Annotated in this window: 15 protein-coding genes and 1 riboswitch; of the genes, 8 read left to right on the top strand and 7 right to left on the bottom strand. The window is 41.5% G+C overall.

Going from position 1 to position 25308, the window contains the following annotated elements; translation table 11 throughout:
- Nucleotides 1–216: 216 nt before the first annotated feature.
- A complete protein-coding gene (locus P2W82_RS20115; protein WP_336517730.1) occupies nucleotides 217–2595 on the top strand; it encodes an ABC transporter permease in 2379 nt (792 codons plus the stop codon).
- A 148-nt stretch (nucleotides 2596–2743) separates the two neighbouring features.
- Here the strand turns inward: P2W82_RS20115 and P2W82_RS20110 are convergent, their stop codons facing one another.
- Both P2W82_RS20110 and P2W82_RS20105 read right to left on the bottom strand, forming a co-directional pair.
- The gene (locus tag P2W82_RS20110) at nucleotides 2744–3463 is read right to left on the bottom strand and encodes a LytR/AlgR family response regulator transcription factor (protein WP_336517729.1); all 720 of its coding nucleotides are present in this window, start codon (nucleotides 3461–3463) and stop codon (nucleotides 2744–2746) included.
- A 9-nt stretch (nucleotides 3464–3472) separates the two neighbouring features.
- Nucleotides 3473–4492 carry a sensor histidine kinase gene (locus P2W82_RS20105; protein WP_336517728.1) on the bottom strand — a complete coding sequence of 340 codons (1020 nt, stop codon included), beginning with the start codon at nucleotides 4490–4492 and terminating at the stop codon, nucleotides 3473–3475.
- Between the two features lie 135 nt (nucleotides 4493–4627).
- Here P2W82_RS20105 and P2W82_RS20100 point away from each other — a divergent pair, with 135 nt between their 5' ends.
- The 6 genes from P2W82_RS20100 (at nucleotide 4628) to P2W82_RS20075 (ending at nucleotide 15665) form a co-directional block, all read left to right on the top strand.
- A complete protein-coding gene (locus P2W82_RS20100; protein ID WP_336517727.1) occupies nucleotides 4628–5254 on the top strand; it encodes a dioxygenase family protein in 627 nt (208 codons plus the stop codon).
- A 126-nt stretch (nucleotides 5255–5380) separates the two neighbouring features.
- Nucleotides 5381–6010 carry a YceI family protein gene (locus P2W82_RS20095; RefSeq protein ID WP_336517726.1) on the top strand — a complete coding sequence of 210 codons (630 nt, stop codon included), beginning with the start codon at nucleotides 5381–5383 and terminating at the stop codon, nucleotides 6008–6010.
- 447 nt (nucleotides 6011–6457) lie between these two features.
- Complete coding sequence (locus tag P2W82_RS20090) at nucleotides 6458–7678, top strand: hypothetical protein (RefSeq protein WP_336517725.1); 1221 nt, start codon at nucleotides 6458–6460, stop codon at nucleotides 7676–7678.
- 240 nt (nucleotides 7679–7918) lie between these two features.
- A complete protein-coding gene (locus tag P2W82_RS20085) occupies nucleotides 7919–10333 on the top strand; it encodes an ABC transporter permease (protein WP_336517724.1) in 2415 nt (804 codons plus the stop codon).
- Nucleotides 10334–10511: 178 nt separating this feature from the next.
- Nucleotides 10512–12935, top strand: coding sequence for an ABC transporter permease (locus P2W82_RS20080; RefSeq protein ID WP_336517723.1), 2424 nt, complete (start codon nucleotides 10512–10514; stop codon nucleotides 12933–12935).
- A gap of 345 nt (nucleotides 12936–13280) precedes the next feature.
- Nucleotides 13281–15665, top strand: coding sequence for an ABC transporter permease (locus P2W82_RS20075; RefSeq protein WP_336517722.1), 2385 nt, complete (start codon nucleotides 13281–13283; stop codon nucleotides 15663–15665).
- A gap of 198 nt (nucleotides 15666–15863) precedes the next feature.
- Here the strand turns inward: P2W82_RS20075 and P2W82_RS20070 are convergent, their stop codons facing one another.
- The 5 genes from P2W82_RS20070 to P2W82_RS20050 all read right to left on the bottom strand — a co-directional run bounded on the left by P2W82_RS20070 (nucleotide 15864) and on the right by P2W82_RS20050 (nucleotide 22364).
- Nucleotides 15864–18257 carry a ribonucleoside-diphosphate reductase subunit alpha gene (locus P2W82_RS20070; protein ID WP_336517721.1) on the bottom strand — a complete coding sequence of 798 codons (2394 nt, stop codon included), beginning with the start codon at nucleotides 18255–18257 and terminating at the stop codon, nucleotides 15864–15866.
- 17 nt (nucleotides 18258–18274) lie between these two features.
- Nucleotides 18275–19246, bottom strand: coding sequence for a ribonucleoside-diphosphate reductase small subunit (locus P2W82_RS20065; protein WP_336517720.1), 972 nt, complete (start codon nucleotides 19244–19246; stop codon nucleotides 18275–18277).
- Nucleotides 19247–19352: 106 nt separating this feature from the next.
- Nucleotides 19353–19550: riboswitch (cobalamin riboswitch) on the bottom strand.
- Nucleotides 19551–19831: 281 nt separating this feature from the next.
- Nucleotides 19832–20515, bottom strand: a complete 684-nt coding sequence (locus P2W82_RS20060; RefSeq protein WP_336517719.1) for a DUF2306 domain-containing protein — start codon at nucleotides 20513–20515, stop codon at nucleotides 19832–19834.
- A gap of 596 nt (nucleotides 20516–21111) precedes the next feature.
- Nucleotides 21112–21495: a VOC family protein gene (locus P2W82_RS20055; RefSeq protein ID WP_336517718.1), complete on the bottom strand. Its 384-nt coding sequence runs from the start codon at nucleotides 21493–21495 to the stop codon at nucleotides 21112–21114.
- Nucleotides 21496–21569: 74 nt separating this feature from the next.
- Nucleotides 21570–22364, bottom strand: coding sequence for a helix-turn-helix domain-containing protein (locus P2W82_RS20050; protein ID WP_336517717.1), 795 nt, complete (start codon nucleotides 22362–22364; stop codon nucleotides 21570–21572).
- 479 nt (nucleotides 22365–22843) lie between these two features.
- On the opposite strand from P2W82_RS20050, the gene P2W82_RS20045 reads away from it, so the two are divergent.
- Entirely contained in the window at nucleotides 22844–25207 is a 2364-nt protein-coding gene (locus P2W82_RS20045) for an ABC transporter permease (protein ID WP_336517716.1), read from the top strand.
- The last annotated feature ends 101 nt before the right edge of the window (nucleotides 25208–25308 follow it).

The following is a 25308-nucleotide window of genomic DNA, read 5'->3' as shown; positions in this document are numbered from 1 at the left end:
TTGCTTTGAAAATTCTCATGTATTTCGCCGTGGGCTGTTTACCCGGTGGCTCCTTTGTGGTTTGATTTTCATGAAAAACAGAATACCGAACAGGCATCCCACTGCCTTTTTTATTTATGAACGGTATCCTGTTTCCCTGTAGAAAACACGAAATTGAACAGGCCGATGTTGGTTCGGTAAAGATTCGATAGCGGAACTCCATTCAACCTCAACTTTATGCTTAAAAATCTGATCGTCGTAGCACTTCGCAACCTCAAAAAAGACCGGGGATACAGCTTTCTCAATATTCTTGGCCTGACCATCGGAATTACTTTCAGCCTGTTCCTGATTTTTTATGTGCTTGATGAATTGAGTTTTGATCGTCATCACCTGAAATCCGATCGCATTAATCGTATTGTTGCTTACATCAGTGAGCCCACCAACAAAATGAAATGGGCAAATACGCAGTTTCCTCTAGGCCCGACACTCAAACTGGACTATCCCGAAGTTGAAGATGCCGTCCGTATGGTCAACAGCGGCCGCACCATGTTTAAAAATGGTGACAATAAAATTTATGATGACAAAGTCTATTTTACTGATAGCAACTTCTTCAATGTTTTCACTCATCACATCATCGAAGGAAATGCAAAAACAGCCCTTACAGAACCGAATTCACTGGTACTTACAAAATCTGTTGCTGAAAAGTTCTTTGGAAAAAATACAAAAGCCGTTGGAAAGACATTGCAGAACAGCAATAACGAAGTGTACAAAGTAACTGCAGTGATGGAAGACATCCCAAAAAGCTCACATATACTTTACAATATTCTCATCTCACGCAACACGCTTCCTAAAGATTTTGCAAATAACTGGGGCAGTTTCGGATTTTACAATTATGTGCTGCTGAAACCCAATACCAGCGCGGTTGCGTTCGAGAAAAAACTGGCACCCATGTACGACAAATACATGGCTTCGATTTTCAAACAATACAATATCGATATTAAATACGGAGTACAACCCATCAGGGATATTCACCTGCATTCGGATTTTCAGGGTGAACCTGAAGAATTAGGAAGTATATCTTACATCTATATTTTCTCCGCTGTCGCATTATTCATGCTGATCATCGCCTGTATTAACTACATGAACCTGACAACAGCAAGATCTGCACGAAGAGCAAAAGAAATCGGAATAAGAAAAGTTTCCGGATCTAAACGTTCTCAGCTGATTGCGCAATTCCTTGTGGAATCTACAGTGACAGCGTCTATTGCATTGGTACTGAGTATTGGCTTTGTGGCTTTGCTTCTGCCATCGTTTAACAACATCGCAGGTAAATTTATTTCGTTAAAGTCGTTGTTTGAACCCTCCACCCTTGCGCTGATGCTCGGCATCATCCTCTTTGTAGGATTTCTGGGCGGAAGTTACCCAGCGTTGTATCTCTCGGGCTTTAATCCTCTTGCCATATTAAAAGGAAATTTATCAAAGAGTTCAAGTAATGTAAATCTTCGTCGCGTCCTGGTAGTCATCCAGTTTTCTATTTCCATCATTATGCTGATCTGTACATGGGTGGTGTACGGACAATTGAAATATCTGCGAAGCAAAGACCTTGGCTTCAACCAGGAACAGGTGATCTCAATGAATATTGATGGCAACAATGCCAACAGCAAGATCCATGCATTTACCGATGAGCTTCGAAAAAATTCCAAAGTAAGATCCGTGAGTACGGCCAATACGATCCCCGGAGGAAATATCAATTTTCAATTGTTTTCAGTAGAATCAAAAAATGGTTTTGTGGATAAAGGTGTAGATGTTTATAATATAGATGAGAACTACCTCAACACGCTCGCAATAAAAATCGCCAAAGGCCGGAATTTTACAGGTTTATCAGACACGCTTCATGGAATAATCGTAAACGAAAGTATGGCAAAAGAATTCGGTTGGGATGAGCCGTTAGGAAAACGGGTTAAGTTCCCGGGCGACACCAGTGGAGCCTATCTGGAAGTAGTAGGTGTTGTAAAAGATTTCCATCAGAAATCATTGTACAATCCGATTGCACCGTTGATTCTTGCCTACCGGAATGATAATTCAAATATCCAGGCAAAGCTGGAACCAGGCGATATTACAGGTACTTTGAAATCCATGGAGAACTCATGGAAATCCATGTTTCCTGATCTGCCTTTTCAATATACATTTCTCGATCAGGATTTCGACTCACAATATGCAGCAGATAAAAAGCGCGGAAAGATCTTTACCATCTTTTCAATACTAACAATTGCTGTAACCTGTCTTGGTTTACTAGGGTTGATCGCATTTACAACGCAGCAGCGACAAAAAGAAATCAGCATAAGGAAAGTGATGGGAGCAGGCACACCGCAACTGGTCAACCTTATTACAAGAAATTTTGTTGCTCTTGTAGGGATCTCCTGCATCATTGCTTTCCCCGTTGCCTGGTATTTCATGAGCAAGTGGCTAAAGATATTTCCGTACAATACGGGCCTGCATGTTTCCACTTTTATTTTTGCGGCAATTGCTGTATTGCTGATCACTTTGCTGACAGTGATTACGCATACCGTTAAGGCCGCACTGGCGAAACCGGCAACCAGTCTGCGGTCGGAGTAAGTAGTAAATAGTAAGCAGGAAACAGCCGGCTTTTAGTTTCGACAACTGCGGCGTTAAACGTTTTACGTTAAACGTTTTACGTTATACGTTATACGTTATACGTTATACGTTATACGTTATACGTTTTACGTTATACGTTCTCCTTTGTTCATCTCTTCAACAAATTATTTCTCATAATCCTGCTCATTACTTCATCCTTCAGACTACGACTGATAGGCACCTGTGTATTGCCGATATGAATTTCATTTCCATCGAGAGATTTCACTTTATCAATTGAAACAAGAAATGACTTATGTACTTTCAAAAAAAGATCAGGAGGTAACTGACTTTCAAGTCCGCTGAACGTGATATAGGTAATCATTCTTCCGTTGATCGTATGTATCATGCAATAATTCTGCATCGCCTCGACATACAGTACATCGGTATAATTTACTTTCTCAAATTTATTTTCACACTTGATGAAAAAATATCCTGTGCCGGAAACGGCTGATGCATCAGCTTTTTGTTTCAGTAAAAAATAATCGCGGGCTTTTTGTACTGCTTTTAAAAATCTCTCCAGTGGAATAGGTTTTACCAGATAGTCGATAATATCCAAAGCATATCCCTCGAGCGCATATTCGGAATAGGCTGTCGTAAATATAATCATCGGCGGATTTTTTAAAGTTTTAAGAAACTCAATCCCCGTGATCTTTGGCATCTGAATATCAAGCAGGATAAGGTCGATATCATTTTCTTTTAACCAGCCCGCAGCTTTTACTGCATTTTCGCAGCTTCCGGCAAGCTGAAGAAAATCGACCTCCTGCACATATTCCTCAAGGCCCTTACGGGCCATAGGCTCATCATCCACGATTAGGCATTTCATTTTCATATAAATTCATTAATGAACTTTCAGATTCAGATTTACTTCAAACAGTTCTCCCCTGTCATTTATGTCGAGCGCGTAATTACTTTCGTACAGTAGTTCCAGCCGGCGCCGCACATTTTTCAATCCGATACCACCATTCTCTGAATGAGTTTTTGGATCTGTTGTATTCTGAACCCGCATATGAAACGTGCCATTGAGTCGTGTCAGTTCAATAGAAATACTGTTCTGTTTATCATTAAAATGAGAAACATGTTTAAAAGCATTTTCCACAAATGGCAATAACAACATCGGAGGTAATTTGAAATTATCAGGCCCGCCATTGTTTTTAAATTCAATTGAATAATTATCCCCCGTTCTCAGCTTTTGCAATTCGACGTAATTCCTCAGGTAATCAATTTCTTTTTTTGCATCAATCTCATTGCCATTGCATTCATACAATTGGTATCGCAGCATATCCGAAAAACGAGAAAGTGTTTCTCTTGCAGCGCTATTCTGTTTATCGATCTGGAAGAAAACTGTATTGAGGGAATTAAAAAGAAAATGTGGATTGATCTGTGCTTTCAGGTACTCCAGTTCAGTATTGAGCTTTTCAAGTTCTATCTGCCGGATATGTTCGCGTTGCAGATACCATTGCTTTGTAAAATGCATTGCAGAAGCAAAGGACAAATAGAAAATGACGATTGAAAAGTTGTACCAGGAGCGACGGAGTAAACCGGGAGGATCCGCCTTCTTTAATATCTCATTATCCAGGTAGATATCATGAACATCTTTTATAATTACATACACTGCGATGGCAACGCCTAATATCAACACCGATCGCGAAACTTTTTTCTCACTGACAATTCCCGGAATGACCATCTGAAGCGTGAAATATATTACTGCTGCCAGCAAAACATTCCTTAATACCACCTCCGATATAAATTGCGACAGGCCTGCCTGTTGAAGTATATCCAGTTTTGTATAGGCGTGAAAAATAATCGTGAACACCCAGAAGGCAACATGATCAATCCTGTATTTGAATAACTTATTCACAGGTTAAAAGTAAGTCCTTTCCGGCCTGCATAAAAACGCTGTACTCGCAGTTCATCAAGAAAAAAATACCCGACGTCAGATCGCGGTCATTTTAACATTCGGCGACGCGAATTTTATTGAAGAAAAACAATCAGAATGAAAAAGAAATATTCACTGCTGCTGTTCAGTTTGGCAAGCATGATCCTGGCTGCCTGCTCACAAACATCTGCCGGGGACCGCAGATTGCTTGGAGGCTGCGAAGGATGTGAAATGATGTTTGATGGCATGCCTCCACACATCGGCGCCACCGCCAATATAGCAGGTCCGAAAGAACCCGGGCAACGGATGATCATCACAGGAACTATTTTTAAGAATGATGGGAAAACCCCTGCACCGGGAGTTATTCTTTATGTATATCAGACAGACAATACAGGAGAATATACCCCGGCACCAGATCAGAAATATGCAAAACGACATGGCCATTTGCGCGGCTGGGTAAAGACTGACGCCAATGGACACTATGAATTGAATACTATCCGACCTGCTTCATACCCCAACAGCAAAAATCCACAGCACATTCATCCAATCATTGACGAGCCAGGAAAAGGCTACTACTGGATTGATGAATATGTATTTGAAGATGATCCATTGCTCTCTAAGGAAGACAGATCGCAATCACGCAATCGTGGTGGCAGCGGAATTATAAAGCTTTCAAAAAATGATAAGGGTGTATGGATTGGAACAAGGGATATCGTACTTGGTAAAAATGTACCTGGATACTAATTACTAAAATAAATTCCTGCCTTTGGGTAAAAGCAGAGCGAATAAAACGACATGGCGAAAGACGAGCTTTCTGGTCAATAGATCGCCGGAAAATTTTTAACCGAAACATGTGGGTGAAAACCGGCAATGTGCGACAGACTTGATATACCAGTGGTATTAAAAGCAAAACTGATCACGATGAAAATTATTTCCTTCTTCCTGCTCGCATTTACTGCAGAGCTCTTGCTCGCAGAAACAAAAGAACTGACTGTTTCAATTGATGATTCCCTAATAGTATGGACGGGTACAAAAGTGTGGGGCAAACACCAGGGCGTAGTCAGGATAAGCGAGGGGAAAATCCATATGAAAGATCAGCAGTTAGATGGCGGATTTTTTGTGATTGATATGAACAGCATCGAATGCACCGATATTCCTGATCATGAGCCGGTGCCTAAACGTCGACTTGAAAATCATTTAAAAGATCCGGATTTCTTTGACGTCGGTCGCTACCCTACCGCGAAATTTGTAATTACAGCTGTGAAGCCCTCACCCGACGTCGAAAATGTATTAATAGCCACGGGAGACCTCACAATCAAAAACACAACAAAACCCATCGACGTTGAAATAAAAACAGAAAAGCGGAATGATAATTTATTTATCGGCCGCGCAGATATTCGTTTTAATCGTCAGCAATGGGGCGTGGCATTCAAAGGCATCGGAGACGAAATGGTTCACGACCAGGTGACGTTGAATGTGTTTATAAAGGCGGTGCAATGAAAACACCTGGCAGGTCTAAGACCTGCCAGGTCCATCTTCAAAGTCCACCTCTTTCACCTGGATATATTTCTACACCTTACAAAATCGGTTACAAGGTTCAAAAGCTTGTAACAAACTGTCAGCAAATCACTTAATGCTGATCCGGATGCCGGAAACCTTCATCACACCTGCCAGGTCTAAGACCTGGCAGGTGTGATGACTGAGCACTGTCCGCTTATGCGTCCGTTTTCGGACACCTTTAATTTAGCGAATCGCTGGAACCCTTGCCAGGCAACGGTTCCATTCATGGCACAAGGCTTGAGGCCAAAAACCTGTCGATTTATAATATTTCACTTCTTTGGATAGGTAAAAAATAAAAAAGAGTAGAAAAAATTACAGATATTGTGTCCCTAACGCCACGGGAAACGAACATCTGTAACTTTTTTTCAAACAGGAAAAATAAACAAGATGAAACAAGTACTAATGCCCGTGGTATTCTTTACTGCTATTTTATTGACTCAATCCTGCCGCAACAACAATTCTTTCGGCAGACATGTATTCAGCGACGACGGCAATAAAAAGACGACCATCAGGATTAATGATGAATCCGGATCTATTAAAATTGAATGCAAAGGAGATGTCAGGTTTACCGATGATGATAAAGCCATCGCATTTATTTCTGATGGCGGATATGTAAGATATACCCGTGACGGGGAAAAACTGGTGATTGAGCCAAGAGATGGTGGCATGGTTTACAAAGTGAACAGCGGCAGTGTAATGACTGAACTTGACGAAAACGGAAAGCAATTCCTGGCCAGTGCAGTTAAAATCATGATCAACCAGGGAATAGATGCGCAAGGCCGTGTACAACGAAGTTACGCGCAAGGGGGAAGTCAGCGTGTGCTGGAAGACGTGAAAGAGTTGCAGTCCGATTATATCAGACGTCTTTATCTCGAATATCTTTTTTCTAAAAATACCATGACAAAAAATGAGTTGCTGATTGCTGCTCAGCAGATCAGTACGCTCATCGGGTCGGATTACGACAAATCGCAACTATTGGAAAAAAATGCAAAGGTATTTTATACCGATAGCGAAACATTGCAGGCGTACCTGGTAGCACTAAAGAGTATCAATTCCGATTATGACAAATCCAATGTGCTTAAGTCCATACTCCGTCAGCAACTTAACACGGAACAATTTGTCTATGTTATAAGTATGGTGGAAAACGTAAACTCTGATTACGACAAATCCAATGCGATCAAAGAGGGGATTCAGCAAAGAAAGCTTTCTGCCGGGGAAGCAAAAGCAACATTGAAGGTTATCAAAACTATCCAATCTGATTATGATAAGTCCGGCGTGCTGAAAGAAATGATTCAGCGCACGGAGAACTCCGGAGAAATTCTTTCAGATTTAATCCCTGCCATTGAATCTGTGCAATCAGACTATGACAAAGCGAATGTATATAAAGATCTTCTCGATCAGAATTTCGCAGGCGAGGACCAGTGGATCGCTATCATAAATTCTATAAGCAAAATTTCTTCTGAATACGAGAAAGCAAATGTGCTGGTAAAGGTCGCTCCGAAAATGTCGCAAACAGATAACGTGAGATCTGCTTATGGTACAGCAGCAAAAACGCTGACATCAGAACATGAGTATTCGAATGTGATGAAGGCGGTGGACTGGAAATAGTTGAAAGTTTAACGTTTAAAGTTGAACGTTAGCTCATGAGTGTGCAGGAAAAATGAATAAAGGTTGAAGTGATTCTATGTAAGTTGAAATTTTAAAATTTAGTATAAAAACGGCACAACAGGTAATATGATTCAGGAAAAAGATTAGTAATTGGCCAGGAGTAGGTTAAACCACTCTTGACCTTTGACTCTAATACTGGCTATTGCCTTTTGCCCTCTGCCCATTCATAAAAACAACAAGATGTTTAAAAACTATTTCCGGACTGCCTGGCGAAACATCAGAAAGAACAAAGTTTTTTCAGCAATCAATATCGCCGGACTGGCGATTGGTATGGCCGCATGTATCATGATCATGCTCTTTGTCAAATATGAAAAAGGGTTTGATGCGATACATACCAAAAACATCTATCGCCTGGATGAAGTTCAGAAATTTGAAGGCATGGTGGCTCCGCAGAATGTGGCGCTATCTATGTACCCAATGGGTCCGACTTTAAAAAACGATTTTCCGGAAATACTAAACTTCACCCGTTTTCGAGCGAATGACAAAGTAGCGGTTGAATACAGCGGCAAAAAAATCTATATCCCCAAACTGGCTTATGTCGATTCAACTTTCTTACAGATTTTCGATTTCAAGTTGCTTGAGGGTAATCGCTCCACTGCACTGGAAACAAAAAATAGTGCGTTACTTACAAGAGAATCTGCCAAAAAGATCTTCGGTGTTGACAATCCTGTAGGAAAAACATTCCAGCGATTCGGCGGCGATACTGTAACCCTTACTGTTACTGGCATAATCGATAAGATTCCGGCCAATTCACATTTGCAGTTTGATGCGCTGGTTACCTTCAGCACCATCGCGGGCCCCAGAAATATGGAGAACTGGGGTGGAAACTGGCTCAACACTTATCTTGAGTTAGCACCTAATACCAACATCAAGTCACTTGAATCGAAATTTCCGGCGTACCTGAAAAAATACATGGCCCGGAATGACAACTGGAAATTCTATGAACTTTTCCTTCAGCCGCTGAGTGAAGTTCATTCAGGATCTACCAATATTACACACGACTATAACAATTTTCAGAAATTCGATAAACGATACACTTATATTTTCTCAGTGATTGCACTCGTGATCCTGGTGATTGCCTGTATTAATTTCATGAATCTCTCTACTGCACGTTCAGCAGAAAGAGCAAAAGAAGTAGGAATACGCAAAACTATTGGTGCAGAACGTTTGCAACTCTCTCTGCAATTTATAGGCGAGTCGGTGTTGCTTGCACTGATCTCACTTGTGCTGGCTATCGGTCTGGCCTACCTGTTTTTACCGGCGGTGAATAACCTGAGTCAGCGCACATTGGAAATTCCGTTTTTAACTGACCCTTCTTTCCTTATTACGATCCTTGCCGGAACGGTATTGGCAGGAGTAATTTCAGGTCTTTACCCTGCTGCTTATCTTTCATCATTCCAGCCTATTAAAGTTTTAAAGAGTAGTATTCAGGGAGGAAATAATAAAACCACATTAAGAAATATTCTTGTTGTAGGTCAGTTTACCGGCGCGATCTTTTTAATTATTGCAACTGTTTTTGCAGTGAAACAATTGCGTTTCATGCAGCAAAAAGACCCGGGTTTTACCAAGGACCAGGTCGCTGTAATTCCGCTGGACAGAAACGCGAACGGTCATTACAGTGAGCTGAAAAAAGAATTACAGAACAACAGCCTGATTTCCGGTGTTACAGCATCACAACAAAGGCTGGGGAATAATCTCCATCAGACAGGTGTTACATTTCATGGACCGGGTGGTCCGGCTCGCGATCTTACTTCATCGCAGGTAGTAGTTGATCCTGATTATCTTGAGATCTATAAGATACCCATTATTGCAGGCAGAAATTTCTCAAACGATTATGCCGCAGATAATGCGAAGACTTATATCATCAATGAAACTCTTGCAAAAGAATTGCTGAAGGATAACCCAAAAGCGGAATACGATGTATTGCTCGGAAGAAATTTTGGCTTTGGCGGAATGGATTCTACCGGAACTATCATTGGTGTAGCTAAGGATTTCAATTTCAATTCTCTTCATCATAAAATTGAGACGCTTTGCATTTTCAATCAGTCCGATTGGGGATTTGGTGAAATGTCAGTTAAGATTAACGGACAAAAAGCGCAGGAATCGATTGCTGCAATTGAAAAAACATGGAAGTCCCTGATTAAGGAAACTCCCTTCGAGTACAAATTCCTTGACGATCATTTCGAAGAGTTATATCGTGCAGACAGTCAGGTAAGCCGCGTGGTGGCGGCCCTGGCTGTACTGGCGATTATTATTTCCTGTCTTGGATTATTCGGTCTCGCTTCATATGCTGCCGAAAGAAAAATAAAAGAGATTGGTATCAGGAAAGTATTAGGCGCGAGCGTAAATCAACTGGTGATGATGTTGTCCAGTCACTTCCTGAAACTGGTAATTATTTCAAATCTGATTGCGATTCCTTTGGCGTGGTGGGCAATCTCAAAATGGCTGGAGGACTTTGCTTATCGCATTCCGATCACCTGGGTTGTATTTGCCTTGGCTGGTCTGGCAGCTTTGTTGATTGCAATAATCACCGTTAGTTTCCAGGCCATTAAAGCTGCGTTGACGAATCCGGTAAAGACGCTACGCACGGAGTAGGTTTAACGTTAAACGTTGAACGTAGAATGTAGAACGTAAGAGCACTAAACTCAAATAATTCATTTGTAATTAAAATCTGTAACTATCCGAAGAATAAAGCGTATCATATTTAAGCAAGCGCCTTAAGTAATCATAGGCCTACGTTCAATATTGAACGTATCACGTTAAACTTTTAAAGATGCTCATCAACTACCTCAAGCTGGCATGGCGCAACCTGGTAAAGTATCCGGCGATATCGTTTATTAATCTGTTTGGATTGACGGCTGGTGTTACCTGTTGCCTGTTGATACTGGCATATATTCTTTTCGAACTGAGCTATGATCGAAAACCGGAAAATGCTGACAGGATCTATCGTGTGACGAGGAGTTTTAATAATTCCGAAGGAATACAATCACTGAACCTCGCCACCGTATCACCGCCATTCGGTCATTACCTGCCATCTGATTTTCCGGAGATTGAAAAAATGACGCGCCTCCTGAGTACAGGCGATATCGTTTTCAAATACGGAGAAAAACTGATCACCGAACACGATGTGTATTTCGCCGATTCGAATTTCACAGAAATGTTCAACGTAAAAGTGTTGAAAGGAAATCCTAAAACAGCACTTGCTGAACCTTTCGCCATCATGATGACAAGTGAAACGGCAAGAAAATATTTTGGTGATGAAGATCCGATGAATAAGATTGTAAGGGTGAACAATCAATTTGATGCAAAGATCGCGGGCATCTATGAGCCGCTTCCTTCAAACACACACCTGCATCCGGGAACGCTTGTTTCATTCAATACTTTGAAAGATGATAATGTTTATGGAGAAGAAGCACTTCGCACCAATTGGGGAAACAATTCATTCTTCACTTACATACAACTTCCGGTAAATTACAAACCGGAGACGATGGAGGCCCGTTTCCCTGCTTTCCTTGATAAACAGATGGTTAATCAGTACGGAACCAACAAGCCTTCAAAATTCACCAAATTAAAGCTTCAGAAACTTACTGATATTCATTTGCGTTCACATACAGACTATGAAGCGGAAGTCAATGGAGATATCAATCGTGTATACATTTTCTCTGCCGTAGCATTGTTTATATTACTCATCGCATGTATCAACTACATGAATTTGTCTACAGCGAGATCGGCACTACGTGCGAGAGAAATTGGCATTCGTAAAGTTGTGGGCGCTGGAAAGAAAACATTGATCGGGCAATTTCTTACCGAATCTGTAATGATGGTATGGCTTGCAATCATATTATCGATGGTGGCGGTATACTTTCTTTTACCATCAATGGGAAAACTATTGGGCCAGGAAATTGATAGGAGCGTTTTATTGAATAGCAGAGTCATCACAGGCTTAATAATTGCACCGTTTATTATCGGAATTATTTCGGGGATTTACCCTGCACTCTTTCTTTCATCGTTCCAACCCGTGAAAACCCTGAAAGGCTTGTTTAAAACAGATGGCAGCAATATCTCCTTGAGAAAGGCGCTGGTGGTTTCACAATTTTCAATTTCAATTATTCTCATTATTACCACGCTGGTTGTTGCTCAACAGTTAAAATTTCTGCAGAAAACAAAACTTGGTTATGATAAGGACCAGGTGGTGACATTGGTATATCCAAATTCCATGGGTACTACTTATGACGCATTCAGAAATGATCTGTTGCAGAATCCGGCAATAAAAAACGCAGGAAGATCGTCAAGAATTCCAACCGGAAGGTTGCTGGATTCACAAGGCTCATCGGCAATAGTTGGAGATTCGCTTGTACCTGTTACTGCGGTATTAAAAAATGTTGCTGCTGACTATGATTTCATTCCAACCTATGGAATAAAAATGGCGGCAGGCAGGAATTTCTCGCGTGAGTTTGGTACAGATACGAGTGCATTTATTCTTAATCAGGCATCTGTAAGAGCGTTGGGATGGAAAGATGATAACAGCGCTATAGGAAAAAATTTTGCCTACGGCGTAACCCGTGGAAAGATAATCGGGGTGATGGAGGACTTCCATTTTGAATCCCTTCATCAACAAATCGCTCCGATGATTTTATTGTTACCTGCATCTTCAGGGCCGGGCTATAATTATATTTCGGTTAAGCTTACCGGTAATATACCTGACGCTCTTGCTCATCTTGAGAAAAAATGGATTCAGTATACACCTGAGTTTCCATACCAGTTCAATTTTGTTAATGACGATTATAATAATCTTTACCAGGCAGAACAAAGACAAGGAAAAATATTTACCATATTCGCCTGCATAGCGATTTTTATTGCATGCCTGGGCTTATTCGGACTTTCAGCATTTTCTATCACACAGCGTGTAAAAGAAATTGGTGTAAGAAAAGTACTTGGAGCGAACACTTCTTCGATAGTCACATTGCTTTCAAAAGATTTCCTGAAACTGGTGGCTATAGCAGCGGTTATCGCTTTCCCGGTCGCCGGATATTTCATGTATAACTGGCTACAGGATTTTGCGTATCGTACGTCCCTTCAGTGGTGGATTTTTGTACTTGCAGGAATAATTGCAGGCCTTATCGCCCTGGGAACAATTAGTTTCCAGGCTATAAAAGCGGCGTGGAGAAATCCGGTGAGTAGTTTGAGGAGCGAATGATAGAGGCAGGAGTAAGGAGGCAGAAGGCAGAAGAGAATACAGAATACAGGGGAAACTACAAATACGCTTGTCCTATGTATTTCTCTGTGTGTTGTTATCTCGGCCGTTCCTCTGTTGTTTGACTTTATTCCGGCCTGTATTGTACCCGGATCAACTGGTTAAAAGAATTGTGGCACAAGGCAAATTGTGCAGTCTTTACAAAAAATAAATTAGAAATGTTTAACTCAAGGGATTTGTAAAAACGAAGGTAACATGCACAGCAAATGCTTCCAACACAAGCGAAACCGGGCTGTTCCTTATGCCTCCTTACTTTTGCCTTTTGCCTTTTGCCTAAATACAAAAAAAATGTTCAAATCCATTCTCACCATTGCTGCAAGAAGTCTGAGAAAGAATAAATTCTTCACCGCGATCAATATCATCGGTCTGAGCGCAGGTCTTGCCTGTTGTTTATTGATCGGGTTATATGTGCAGCACGAACTCAACTATGATAATTTCCAGAAGAATGGAAACCGGATTGGAAGGCTGATCATGGAATACAGTTTTGGGCAGGAACCGGTGAGAGGAAATTTTACGAGTACAAAAGTTGCCCCGACTTTCCAGGAGAAGTTCCCTGAAGTTGAATCCACCATCCGTTTTGCAGACGCCACCCGTGTTGTAAAGAATGGCGATAAAGTGTTTACGGAAGAAGGGTTTGTTTTTGCGGACTCAACCTTCTTCAACATTTTCACATTCCCGCTTTTGAAAGGTGATCCTTCAACAGTCCTTGATGCTCCCGATAAAGTTGTACTGACGAAATCGATGGCGAAAAAATATTTCGGCGATGTGGATCCGGTTGGAAAAGTATTACTTGTAGATATCGATAGTAAACCCTACCAGGTAACCGGGATCACTGAAGACTGCCCTTCTAATTCTCAGATTAAGTATGACTTTATAGCTTCTTTTTCTTCGCTGCGTTTAGGCATTCATCCTAACTATTTCAACGCGAACTATACAACATTTCTGATGTTGAAACCCGGCATTGAAATGAAAGCAATGGAGAAAAAAATCCAGACTTTTATGAAAACAGAAGTGCCGCCGGAAAATGGAAGTTATATCACGTTCTCCCTCGAACCATTTAACTCCATTCATCTTCATTCCACTTATGACGGGTTCGAACCCAACAACAGCATTACTTATATCTATATCATCATTGCAGTTGCGTTGCTGATACTCGTAATCGCGTGCTTTACCTATATCAATCTCGCAACAGCGCGTTCACTCGAAAGAGCGAAGGAAGTAGGCATCCGGAAAACTGTTGGTGCGATGAAGAACCAGATATTCTGGCAATTCATTGCTGAGTCCACGACACTTTCTATCATCGCTTTAATTATTGGTGTGGTGATTGTAGCGTTCGCGCTGCCCGGATTTAATGAGTTGTCCGGTAAGACTCTTTCTGTTTCATCCATCTTTACACCAGCAACTTTAGTTGTATGCCTCTTATTTGTTTTTTCCATCAGCCTGTTTGCCGGAAGTTATCCAGCACTGATCCTTTCCGGCTTTCAACCTATACTTGTCCTGAAAGGAAAATTCAAGAATACCAATTCCGGAGTATTTCTCAGGAAATCACTTGTAGTTTTTCAGTTTAGTATTACCATTTTCCTTATTGCCGCAACTCTGATCATCAGTCATCAATTGAAGTTTATTCAAGATAAAAAACTGGGTTACAAACTTGACCAGGTGCTGGTACTTCCTATGGACAATAAGATGGTAGGAAATGCACAGGCGATCAAGACCGAATTGAAATCGGTTACGGGTGTACGTTCGGTATCTGCGACTGTATCAACACCGGTGCAGATTGCGGGAGGATATTCCATGCGTTTACCTGAGATGGGGGAAAACCAGAATATCGCTGTAACTGCTAATCCCGTCGACGAAGATTTCATAAAAACCAGCGATCTAGAGATTATTGCCGGTTCAGATTTCACATTGCAGGATATGAAGGATATCGACTATGAAGACATGGACAGTTCGACATATCATTTTATTCTGAATGAAAAAGCTGCAGCCATGTTGGGATATACTCCTGAACAGGCCATCAACAAGCCATTGTACATGGATGCCCGGCATGGTACAATAAAAGCGGTAGTTAAAAACTTCCATTATAAATCATTGCACAATCCGATCGGACCGTTGGTACTCTTCCCCGGCAACTGGGCTCGCCGCCTCTTAGTCAGAACAGACGGCGCCAACATCTCACAAACCATTGGTGCAATACAGGCAAAATGGAAAACCATTGCGCCACATCGTCCTTTTGAATATCGTTTCCTGGATGAAGATTACCAGAAAATGTACGACTCTGAAACCCGACTTGGAAATGTACTGAAAATATTTTCCGGCCTGGCGATACTGTTGGCTTGTCTTGGTCTGATCGGCCTTTCAACTTATTCAGCACAACAACGCATAAAAGAAATAGGAATTCGCAAGGTGATGGGAGCTTCCGTATTCAGCCTGGTGAGATTGCTATCAAAAGACTTTTTAGTTCTTTCATTGGTCGCCATACTTATTGCATTCCCGGTCGCCTGGTGGGCAACGCACCAGTGGCTGCAGGAATTTGCATATCGCATCACCATCAGCTGGTGGATCTTTGGATTTGCCGCCCTGATTGCTGTTGTGATCACTCTTCTCAGCGTTAGTTTCCAGGCCATTAAAGCAGCGCTGATTAACCCGGTGAGGAGCCTGCGTTCCGAGTAACGTTGAACGTAAAACGTTTAACGTTAAACGTTAACCTCTGCGTCAAGGATATGTTTGACGAAACAATAAGAACGCAATTTGAGTCAGGATTTTAATCAATAACTAACAAAAACCTTTACAAATAAAATACCCTGCAATTCGGACCGACTCCTGAACTGCAGGGTATTACGTTTCACGTTCTACGTTTAACGTTCAACGTCAGGATCCACAACTAATGCACCCATCTTCCATCGTACACACGGCGCCTTCGGAGAAAGCAGGATCAACGGGATCTGAAGAGTTATTTATGTTATCAGGAGTTTGCGTGATAACCGGAACAGTTGCCACCTCACCTTGTTTCTCGACGGTAAACTGAACAGCCTGTGCCGCAGCTTTTGTACGCAGATAATACATACCTGTTTTCAATCCTTTTTTCCATGCGTAAAAATGCATCGATGTCAGTTTTGATGTTGTCGGATTATCAACAAACAAATTCAATGACTGACTCTGACAGATATATGCTCCGCGATCAGCTGCCATATCGATCAGGTTACGCTGCTTGATTTCCCAAACTGTTTTGTAGAGTTCACGAATGTCGGCAGGAATTTCCATGATCTGCTGAATAGAACCATTGGCTGCAATGATTTTGTTCTTCATTGTATTATTCCACAGTCCCAGGTTTACCAGGTCTTTAAGCAAATGTTTATTTACGATGATAAATTCACCACTCAATACCCTTCTTGTATATATGTTTGACGTATAGGGTTCAAAGCATTCATTGTTTCCCAAAATCTGTGATGTTGAAGCCGTTGGCATCGGAGCCACCAGCAATGAATTTCTGACGCCGAATTCCTTCACCTCGGCTTTCAAAGTTTCCCAATCCCACCTGTCAGATGGAGTCACCCCCCATGCATCAAATTGGAATATTCCTTTTGAAACCGGTGATCCGGCATATGTTTCATAAGTCCCTTCCACTTTCGCGAGATCTTTACTCGCAGTCATTGCAGCGAAATAGATCGTCTCAAAAATATTTTTATTCAGCAGTTTTGCAAACTCACTTTCGAAAGGCAAACGCAACATGATGAACACATCAGCCAACCCCTGAACGCCCAAACCGACAGGCCGGTGTCTCAGGTTTGATCTGCGCGCTTCTTCGACAGGATAATAATTCTCATCGATCACTTTGTTCAGGTTTTTTGTAACCTGGTAGGTGACTTCAAATAATTTATTATGATCGAATGCTCCATCCTTTACAAAACGAGGCAGCGCGATGGAGGCAAGATTACAAACAGCAACCTCATCCGGAGAAGTGTACTCAAGAATTTCGGTACACAGGTTACTACTCTTAATAGTACCTAAGTTTTGCTGATTGCTCTTACTGTTCGCAGCGTCTTTGTACAACAGGTAAGGCGTTCCGGTTTCGATCTGTGCATCTAATATTTTAAACCACAGATCCTGCGCTTTGATTGTTTTTCTTGCACGTCCTTCCGTTTCATACTTTTCAAAAAGCTTTTCAAATTCTTCGCCCCAGCAATCACTCAAACCAGGAGCTTCATTCGGACAGAACAAACTCCACTCTCCGTTCGCCTCCACGCGTTTCATGAAGAGATCAGATATCCATAACGCATAAAACAAATCTCTTGCGCGTAATTCTTCCTTACCATGATTCTTGCGCAGATCAAGAAATTCAAATATATCTGCGTGCCATGGTTCGAGATAAATAGCGAACGCTCCCTTGCGTTTCCCACCACCCTGGTCGACATATCTCGCAGTATCATTAAATACACGCAGCATTGGAATGATCCCGTTGCTGGTACCGTTGGTACCTCCGATATAACTGCCGGTTGCACGGATATTATGAATTGCGAGGCCGATACCGCCGGCACTCTGTGAAATTTTTGCAGTTTGTTTTAAAGTATCATAAATACCATCGATGCTGTCATCCTTCATCGTCAGCAGAAAACAGGAGCTCATCTGCGGTTTTGGCGTTGCTGCATTGAACAGCGTTGGTGTTGCATGCGTAAACCAACGCTCACTCATCAGATGATAGGTTTTTATCACACTGTCCATATCCGTTTTATGAATACCGACAGCCACACGCATGTACATATGCTGCGGACGTTCAGCAATTCTGCCATTGATGCGAAGCAGATATGATTTCTCGAGTGTTTTAAATCCGAAATAATCAAAGCCAAAATCCCGGTCATAGATAATTGTACTGTCGAGCAGATCAGCATTCTCTTCAATAATTGCCATTACATCATCAGCAATCAATGGTAGCTTTTTTCCTGTCGCTTCATCTGTATACTCATACAGATTACGCATGGTGGACGAAAAACTCTTTACTGTATTCTTATGCAGGTTACTTACTGCGATACGTGATGCGAGAATGGCATAATCGGGATGCGTAATGGTTAATGATGCCGCTGTTTCCGCTGCAAGATTATCCAGTTCAGTCGTCGGAACGCCTTCATAAATCCCTTCAATCGTTTTTTTTGCCACATCAATCACATTGACCATCGGATTTAACCCGTAGGATAATTTTTCGATGCGTGCAGTTACCTTATCAAACTTTACTGATTCTTTTTTTCCGTTTCTTTTAATGACGTACATGATCTGATCTTAAAAAATTAAAAATCTTCTTCCAGTGAAAATGTTTGTGTTTCTTTTGAAGACATCACGCCCGACTTCTGGTAATCACCCACCCTTTTCTCAAAGAAATTCGTCTTACCCTGCAGTGAGATCATCTCCATAAAATCAAAGGGATTTGATGCATTATATACCTTAGGGCAACCCAATTCTGATATCCACCTGTCTGCAACAAATTCGATATACTGTTTCATCAGCTTTGCATTCATTCCGATAAGGTCTACAGGTAATGCTTCTGTGATGAATTCTTTTTCAATCGTTACAGCTTCTGTGATAATTGAAGTGATTTCTTCCACCGATAACTTATTATTGAGCATGCTGTATAAAAGACACGCAAACTCACAGTGTAAACCTTCGTCACGACTGATCAGTTCATTGCTGAATGTTAAACCTGGCATAAGACCACGTTTTTTCAGCCAGAAGATCGAACAGAAACTTCCGCTGAAGAATATCCCTTCCACAGCTGCGAATGCGACGAGACGTTGTGCAAAGTTTCCACCGGTGATCCAGCGCAGTGCCCACTCTGCTTTTTTCTTTACTGCAGGCACAGTATCGATTGCGTGAAAGAGTTTGTATTTCTCAGCCTCATTTTTAACATAGGTATCGATCAGCAAAGCGTAAGTTTCACTATGAATATTTTCCATCATGATCTGGAATCCGTAAAAGCACCTTGCTTCAGGCAGCTGCACCTCACTCATGAAATTCACGGCAAGGTTTTCATTCACGATACCATCGCTCGCTGCAAAGAATGCGAGTATATGACTGATGAAATGCCTCTCACCGTCATTCAGGTTCTCCCAGTCTTTCAGATCACCACTCAAATCAATTTCTTCTGCTGTCCAGAAACTTGCTTCGTGACGTTTATACTGTTCCCAGATCTTTGGATAGTTGATCGGCAGGATCACAAAGCGGTCTTTGTTCTCTTTCAATAGAATTTCTTCTGAAGCATCCATAGCTATTATTTTAGAGCCGGCAGGAGACAAGAAAAGTGCTGAAGATAATAGCCAGTTTAAAAGAGGCGGTATCTATCAGTACCATTGCTTTTCACCCGAAAGCTGTTACATACATTCTGATCTGGCAGGTCTTCTGACTTACTCCCTGTTCAATGCCTTCCCATGCCGATAAGATCGGGACAGTGGCTTGTGGTCTGAACAAATACGGTGGAGCTTACAGCTACGGGGATAGTCCGGGGTTTACACCTGGTTCCCTTTTAATGCAGTACCGAAGGCACCGGCAACCAAATTCTGAGTCAAAGTAATAACCTAATCTTAATATAAGGGGAACTTGTTATGCACCGGGTGTTGAAAAAAAATAGTTCATAGTTGATAGTTGATAGCCTGCCGGCCGGCGGCAGGTTCATAGAAGGCAACAGGCAATAGGAAACATATACATTTATAGACCCAAAGCCGCGGAGTAATTGTTGACAACTTTAATGAGCCTTGATGAATTAAATTAAGTGTTGGCATTAGAGTACCCGAACAATCACCATCATTGCGGAGGCCTGACAAATGACGGTAGGCAGGCAGGCTATGAACTCCTCAGGTATTCGAAAACTTCCGATACTGTACATCCGGATCCGGATTACGATACATCTTGTTCATTCGATAACGCCAGGTCCATTTTACAATCAGAGGGACGAGAATTACTGAAGGAAGTAACCATGCAACTATCCCTGGAATGATATTATTATTTACAACAAGAAATGCCGTCACAGAAGCGATATAACTACCAATCATTCTTTGCAGATGTGTAGTAAGCCAGTAATTTCCGATCGGTGATTTGTTAAGAAAATTACGGATATCCTGCCATGCAAAAAACAATGCGGCAAATCCGAAACTCACATATACTATACCGAATAAACTATTCTGCGAAAACTTATAAATACCAAATGACATAAATGAGAGTCCTGCCAATACGATAATGAAGGTCATCAGCCAATCAAATGGAGTAGGCTTTTGATTCTTCCTCTTGCGGATATACCGGCGACCGGTAATCACCATATACAATGTCAAAACTGCTAAAGTGAATAAAAAATAATTATTTCGTATATACGACATCGGTAGCGCAGAAAAAGCTGCCAACAACATAGTGTAATAATAAGTAGTGCCTACACGTCTGTGGAGCCTGCCTCCTTTCCGTTGTATCATCACACCGAGCCCCAGCAACAGACTAATACCGCCACAGATTACATGTACGATCAGCAGTAGGTCGTAATTGATCATTATAATCAGGTAATTCAGGTTAAATAAAACTACTCAGCAGATTAGCATTAACTATGGGAGCAATCGGAAAGATAGAAACACAAAACAGAAACAGACAACAGGTGACAATCCTGAAATGCCAAAATAATGATTTTAGTTCAGAGTTTTAATTTGATCAGGAAAATATGGTTGAAAAATGCAATTGTATACTTATTAGAACTGACAGGCGGGAAAATTATATGATTGCATTGGTGAGGTGCGTAATTATACCACAGGGGTTGATAGTTTGTAGTGATGGGTTGTTAGTTGGGAGGCAGGCAGCGGGCAGCAGACTGAAGCAATCAGATTTTCTTATAGCAGTGTTGTTGACCTGGGTTACAGATAGTTTTCATTAACCAATTTTTTTAAGCATTGGAATAATTGAAAAAGTTAATCTTAAAATAACCTTATGTAAACAGGTGGAAATGTTGTGAGCTAACTGCTTCAGCCTGCTGCCACGCAATGCGTCGGCGGCTGTTGCCTAAAACACCCGCACCGCCCCAGCTTTGCGACCTCTAATCTCAACCGTCGGCTGTTAAATTATGAACCATGAACTATGAACCAAAGAACGTAACATCCTACTTACTACGCACTATAGCCTCTGTCATCCACCAAACATTTCCATTCGTGTCCTTCACTCCGCATGTACGTCCATAAGGCTGATCAGTTAATTCTGTAATGACAGTCGCGCCGTTTTTAATTGCAATATCAAATGCCTTGTCAGCCGATGGAACATACACAAAAATCCCTGCTGTCATTGATTTCCATTGATCGGACACCTGCGCAAACATGATGGTATTCTCACCAACGCTGATCTCTGCATGCATTATTCTTCCATCTTCCCGCATACCCTTATGGGTAAGTTCTGCATTAAAAACTTCCTTCGTAAAACTGATGAACTGTTCAGGATTATCAAGAATGAGATAAACCATTACCGTCTGGTGATTCTTTGGAATATTCATAATAACCGTTTTGATTTTGTAATGAGTCAAAACTAAGATCAACGTACATATGCAAATTGTAAAAAACCGACAACTTAGTCGCGCCAGCTGGTTGCAGGGGATTTTCCGGAGAAATAATGACGCGGGTGCTGGCCTGAAAAAGATTTGAAATCATGAATAAAATGCGACTGGTCGTAATAACCGCATTCAAGCGCAATGTCGGTCAGGGACTTTTCTTTTGCACCGTAATATCCCATGGTGTTATGAAATCTTAATATACGTGTAAACAGTTTCGGGCTAAAACCCGCATATTGAAAAAACTGTCTTTCCAACTGACGTTCAGACAAGTAATAATTTCCAGCCAATTCTTTCACTGACATCATTCCGTTATTTGAAATCAGTTCATGTATTGCATCAAATACAGGCAAAGAGACGCTTTTGCAGGAGTTTAATTCCGCGGAAAAGTATTCATCCAATATGTGCACACGTTGTGCATGATCATTTGCAAGAGCAATGCGTTCTTCGAGAACTATTCCCTGCCGGCCACTTAATGTTTCAAGATCTTCCATTCGATCGCTTAAATCAGAGGCGGAAAAGCCAAAAAGCATTGGAATCGTATGCGGGAAAAAGTAAACACCGAATATTCCAAAAGCAGTATCCGTTATAAATGTTTTTGTATTCCGGCTTTGTGCCTGCAGTCCTGCAGTGAATGATGAGAAAACATTTCCATGAGCATCCGTTTCATTAAATCTGCCCTTATAATGAAATACCATTTCAGGACAAACACTTGCCATTCCGAAATGAGTATACGGCTCATCACTTTCCAGCGACCAGTAAAAACGAACCCATTTTTTTAATTGCTCAGCAGGCGGATATGTGAGGAAGAGCATAGGGAAAGATAGTTAATAGTTCTTAGTTCTTAGTTCTTAGTTCATAGTTCTTAGTTCATAGTTTGAAATTTTGGCGTTGCTGATAAATAGCAGTGAATACATTAATGGTTTCCCTCAGATTTTTTGATGGTAAATTAACATTTAGCAGAGACAACGCATGCGTTGTTTCCAGGCAAATTATTTTCAGGTCAAAGTTCATGTGCACAGTTTGAAAAGCCAGTTGTTCGTTGAAACAGCCAGCCTGCTTGCCCGATTGGCAAGTTTTCAGTTTCAGTTTTCAGTTTTTTCACTTTCGGTTACAGCGATTACTCAACCACACTGCTGCCCGCTGCGTGCTACCTGTTCCGAACAAAACTGTCCGTTTCCGAACACAACATTTCCCGCTATCTTCACCAAAACCCTTGCCAGGTAAGGCTTTCTGAAATTGGTACAGTTCATGAACTTCCGGCAGGGTATTCAGCCAAATTAAAATCAGTTGTATGATCAGGCACTATCTGCAAGTCGCTTTCAGGGTTCTATTCAAGAATAAAACCTTTTCAGTTCTGAACATTGCAGGTCTGGCGATGGGTCTGGCGGTGTTCACGATTATTATGCTCTGGATCAAAAACGAAATGAGCTTTGATCGGTTTCATGATGGAAAAGACAGGATCGCAGAAGTGATGACCAACCAGGAAATGTCGGACAAGGAAATCCAGACTTACCCCGCCGTTCCCTCCAATCTCGCACCAGCGCTTAAAAAAGATATCGCTGGAATCGAATATGCCGCAAGAGTTTCCTGGGGTGATACAAGATTGCTTTCGCTGGATAATAAAGGTTTTGTTGAATACGGCCTTTTTGTTGATAATGATTTCCTGAAAATGTTTTCATTTCCGCTGATTATAGGCGATAAGGAAAATGCATTAAAAGAGCCGCATACTATTTTACTCTCAGAAAAACTGGCAAAAAAATATTTCGGCGATCAGGATCCGCTCGGAAAACAATTGACTGTTGAAAAAAATTACTCCTGCAAGGTTATTGGCGTATTTAAAGAGGTGCCCAACAATTCAACAATAAAGTTTGATTACCTGATGCCGTTCCAGGACTATGTTGATTTTGCGATGGGCGGAATGGAAAACTGGACGATCAACAACATTAAAACATTTGTCAAATTAAGACCTGGGGTTGACATGGCTGGAGTCAGCAGCCAGGTGAAACTCATTACTCAACGATATACAGATCAGCAACCACATGCGAGTTTATGGTTGTGGAAACTGGACGACTGGTATCTCCGTTTTGATTTCAAGAAAGGGCAATACGGTGGCGGCGGGCGTATCGTTTACGTTCGGCTATTCTTTATCATCGCGATTTTCATTCTATTGCTTGCCTGCATTAATTTCATGAATCTCTCAACTGCCAGGGCAACGCAAAGAGCAAAAGAAGTTGGCGTTCGTAAGGTAACGGGTGCGGGCAGACGATCATTGATAACGCAGTTCTTGTCTGAATCCATATTGATTGCATTTATCGCGGGAATATTTGCATTGTTTCTTGTGCAACTTGCATTGCCGCCATTAAATACATTTCTGCGTACAGAACTGAAAATACCTTTTGGAAATATCCCGCAGATATCTGTTTACATAGCCATCGTAACCATCACTGGAATTCTGGCCGGCAGTTATCCTGCCTGGGTGTTGTCTGCATTCAGACCTGTTAAAGTATTGAAAGCTTTCAAGCTAACCAATGATAGCCATACCGCCTGGATAAGGAAATCACTTGTTGTTGCGCAGTTTACTATTTCAGTATTGCTGATTATCGGAACATTGGTAGTGAGCAAACAGATTGATTATATCCAGAATAAAAACCTGGGCATAAATCGTGAACACCTGATCTGGTTTCCAAATAATATTCCCACTGAAAAAGGAGAAACTGCTTACCAGGAATTTATGAAAGTCCCTGGTGTTGTAAGTGTTTCAAGAGCGTCGATGACTTTCACCGGAGCTAATAACAGAGGAACAAAAGTGAGCTGGCAGGGTAAAAATGATGGAGAAGAAATCTTTTTCAATTTTCTTGCTGCGGATCAGGATATCATCAAAACGATGGGCATCGAGATGAAGGAAGGACGTAGCTTTTCAAGATCCTATTCAACAGACACGGCAGCGTTTATACTGAATGAAGAAGCGGTGAAAAGGATGAGATTAAAAGATCCCGTAGGCCAGGAAATTGAATTGTACAGCGGAAAAGGAAAGATTGTTGGCGTTGCCAAAGATTTTCATTTTGAATCATTACATACTCCTGTGGGACCAATGATCATAGAATGCAGACCCGATTGGACCTGGGTTTTCTATGTTCGTACAGATGGGAAAAATACCGCCGAAACAATTAAAGGACTTGAAAAAGTATATACCGGTTTTGCACCGGGATATACACTGGATTATGGATTCCAGGATAAAGAATACGAACGCTTGTATCGTACGGAAACAAAAGTGAGTATGCTGGTGAACTGGTTTGCATTTTTTGCCATATTTATTTCCTGCCTGGGATTGCTGGGATTAACAACATTTACGATTGAACGAAAAGTAAAAGAGATCGGCATCAGGAAAGCATTAGGTGCATCAGAAGGTCATATCGTTTCTTTGATTTCAAAACAGTTTCTTGCGCTGGTGTTGATTGCAATATTAATAGCTTCTTTCCCGGCCTGGTATTATATGAATGAATGGCTGAACCAATACGCCTACCGGTATTCGATTAACGGATGGCTGTTTGTAATTGCAGGGGGTACGGTGCTGATTGTGGCGGGAATTACGATTGGCATCCAGGCAATCCGGGCGGCATGGATTAAGCCGGTGGAAAGTTTGAGGTCGGAATGAACGTTCAACGTAAACAGCCGGCTGTACTATCTGACGTCTGCTGTCTATGATGCAACATTTTTAAAAGGAATCAGACTTTAATGAGGTGATCTCATTCAAAA

Origin of the sequence: Pollutibacter soli (assembly GCA_029269725.1) — a bacterium.
GTDB classification, from domain to species: Bacteria; Bacteroidota; Bacteroidia; order Chitinophagales; family Chitinophagaceae; genus Pollutibacter; species Pollutibacter soli.
This window is presented reverse-complemented; position numbering and strand designations above follow the sequence as displayed.

Excerpts from the sequence above, each read along its gene's own strand:
- P2W82_RS20050 (WP_336517717.1), bottom strand. The coding sequence starts at position 22,364 with ATGCTCTTCCTCACATATCCGCCTGCTGAGCAATTAAAAAAATGGGTT.
- P2W82_RS20055 (WP_336517718.1), bottom strand. The coding sequence starts at position 21,495 with ATGAATATTCCAAAGAATCACCAGACGGTAATGGTTTATCTCATTCTT.
- P2W82_RS20090 (WP_336517725.1), top strand. The coding sequence starts at position 6,458 with ATGAAACAAGTACTAATGCCCGTGGTATTCTTTACTGCTATTTTATTG.
- P2W82_RS20075 (WP_336517722.1), top strand. The coding sequence starts at position 13,281 with ATGTTCAAATCCATTCTCACCATTGCTGCAAGAAGTCTGAGAAAGAAT.
- P2W82_RS20085 (WP_336517724.1), top strand. The coding sequence starts at position 7,919 with ATGTTTAAAAACTATTTCCGGACTGCCTGGCGAAACATCAGAAAGAAC.
- P2W82_RS20115 (WP_336517730.1), top strand. The coding sequence starts at position 217 with ATGCTTAAAAATCTGATCGTCGTAGCACTTCGCAACCTCAAAAAAGAC.
- P2W82_RS20045 (WP_336517716.1), top strand. The coding sequence starts at position 22,844 with ATGATCAGGCACTATCTGCAAGTCGCTTTCAGGGTTCTATTCAAGAAT.
- P2W82_RS20060 (WP_336517719.1), bottom strand. The coding sequence starts at position 20,515 with ATGATCAATTACGACCTACTGCTGATCGTACATGTAATCTGTGGCGGT.
- P2W82_RS20070 (WP_336517721.1), bottom strand. The coding sequence starts at position 18,257 with ATGTACGTCATTAAAAGAAACGGAAAAAAAGAATCAGTAAAGTTTGAT.
- P2W82_RS20100 (WP_336517727.1), top strand. The coding sequence starts at position 4,628 with ATGAAAAAGAAATATTCACTGCTGCTGTTCAGTTTGGCAAGCATGATC.
- P2W82_RS20095 (WP_336517726.1), top strand. The coding sequence starts at position 5,381 with ATGTGCGACAGACTTGATATACCAGTGGTATTAAAAGCAAAACTGATC.
- P2W82_RS20065 (WP_336517720.1), bottom strand. The coding sequence starts at position 19,246 with ATGGATGCTTCAGAAGAAATTCTATTGAAAGAGAACAAAGACCGCTTT.
- P2W82_RS20080 (WP_336517723.1), top strand. The coding sequence starts at position 10,512 with ATGCTCATCAACTACCTCAAGCTGGCATGGCGCAACCTGGTAAAGTAT.
- P2W82_RS20110 (WP_336517729.1), bottom strand. The coding sequence starts at position 3,463 with ATGAAAATGAAATGCCTAATCGTGGATGATGAGCCTATGGCCCGTAAG.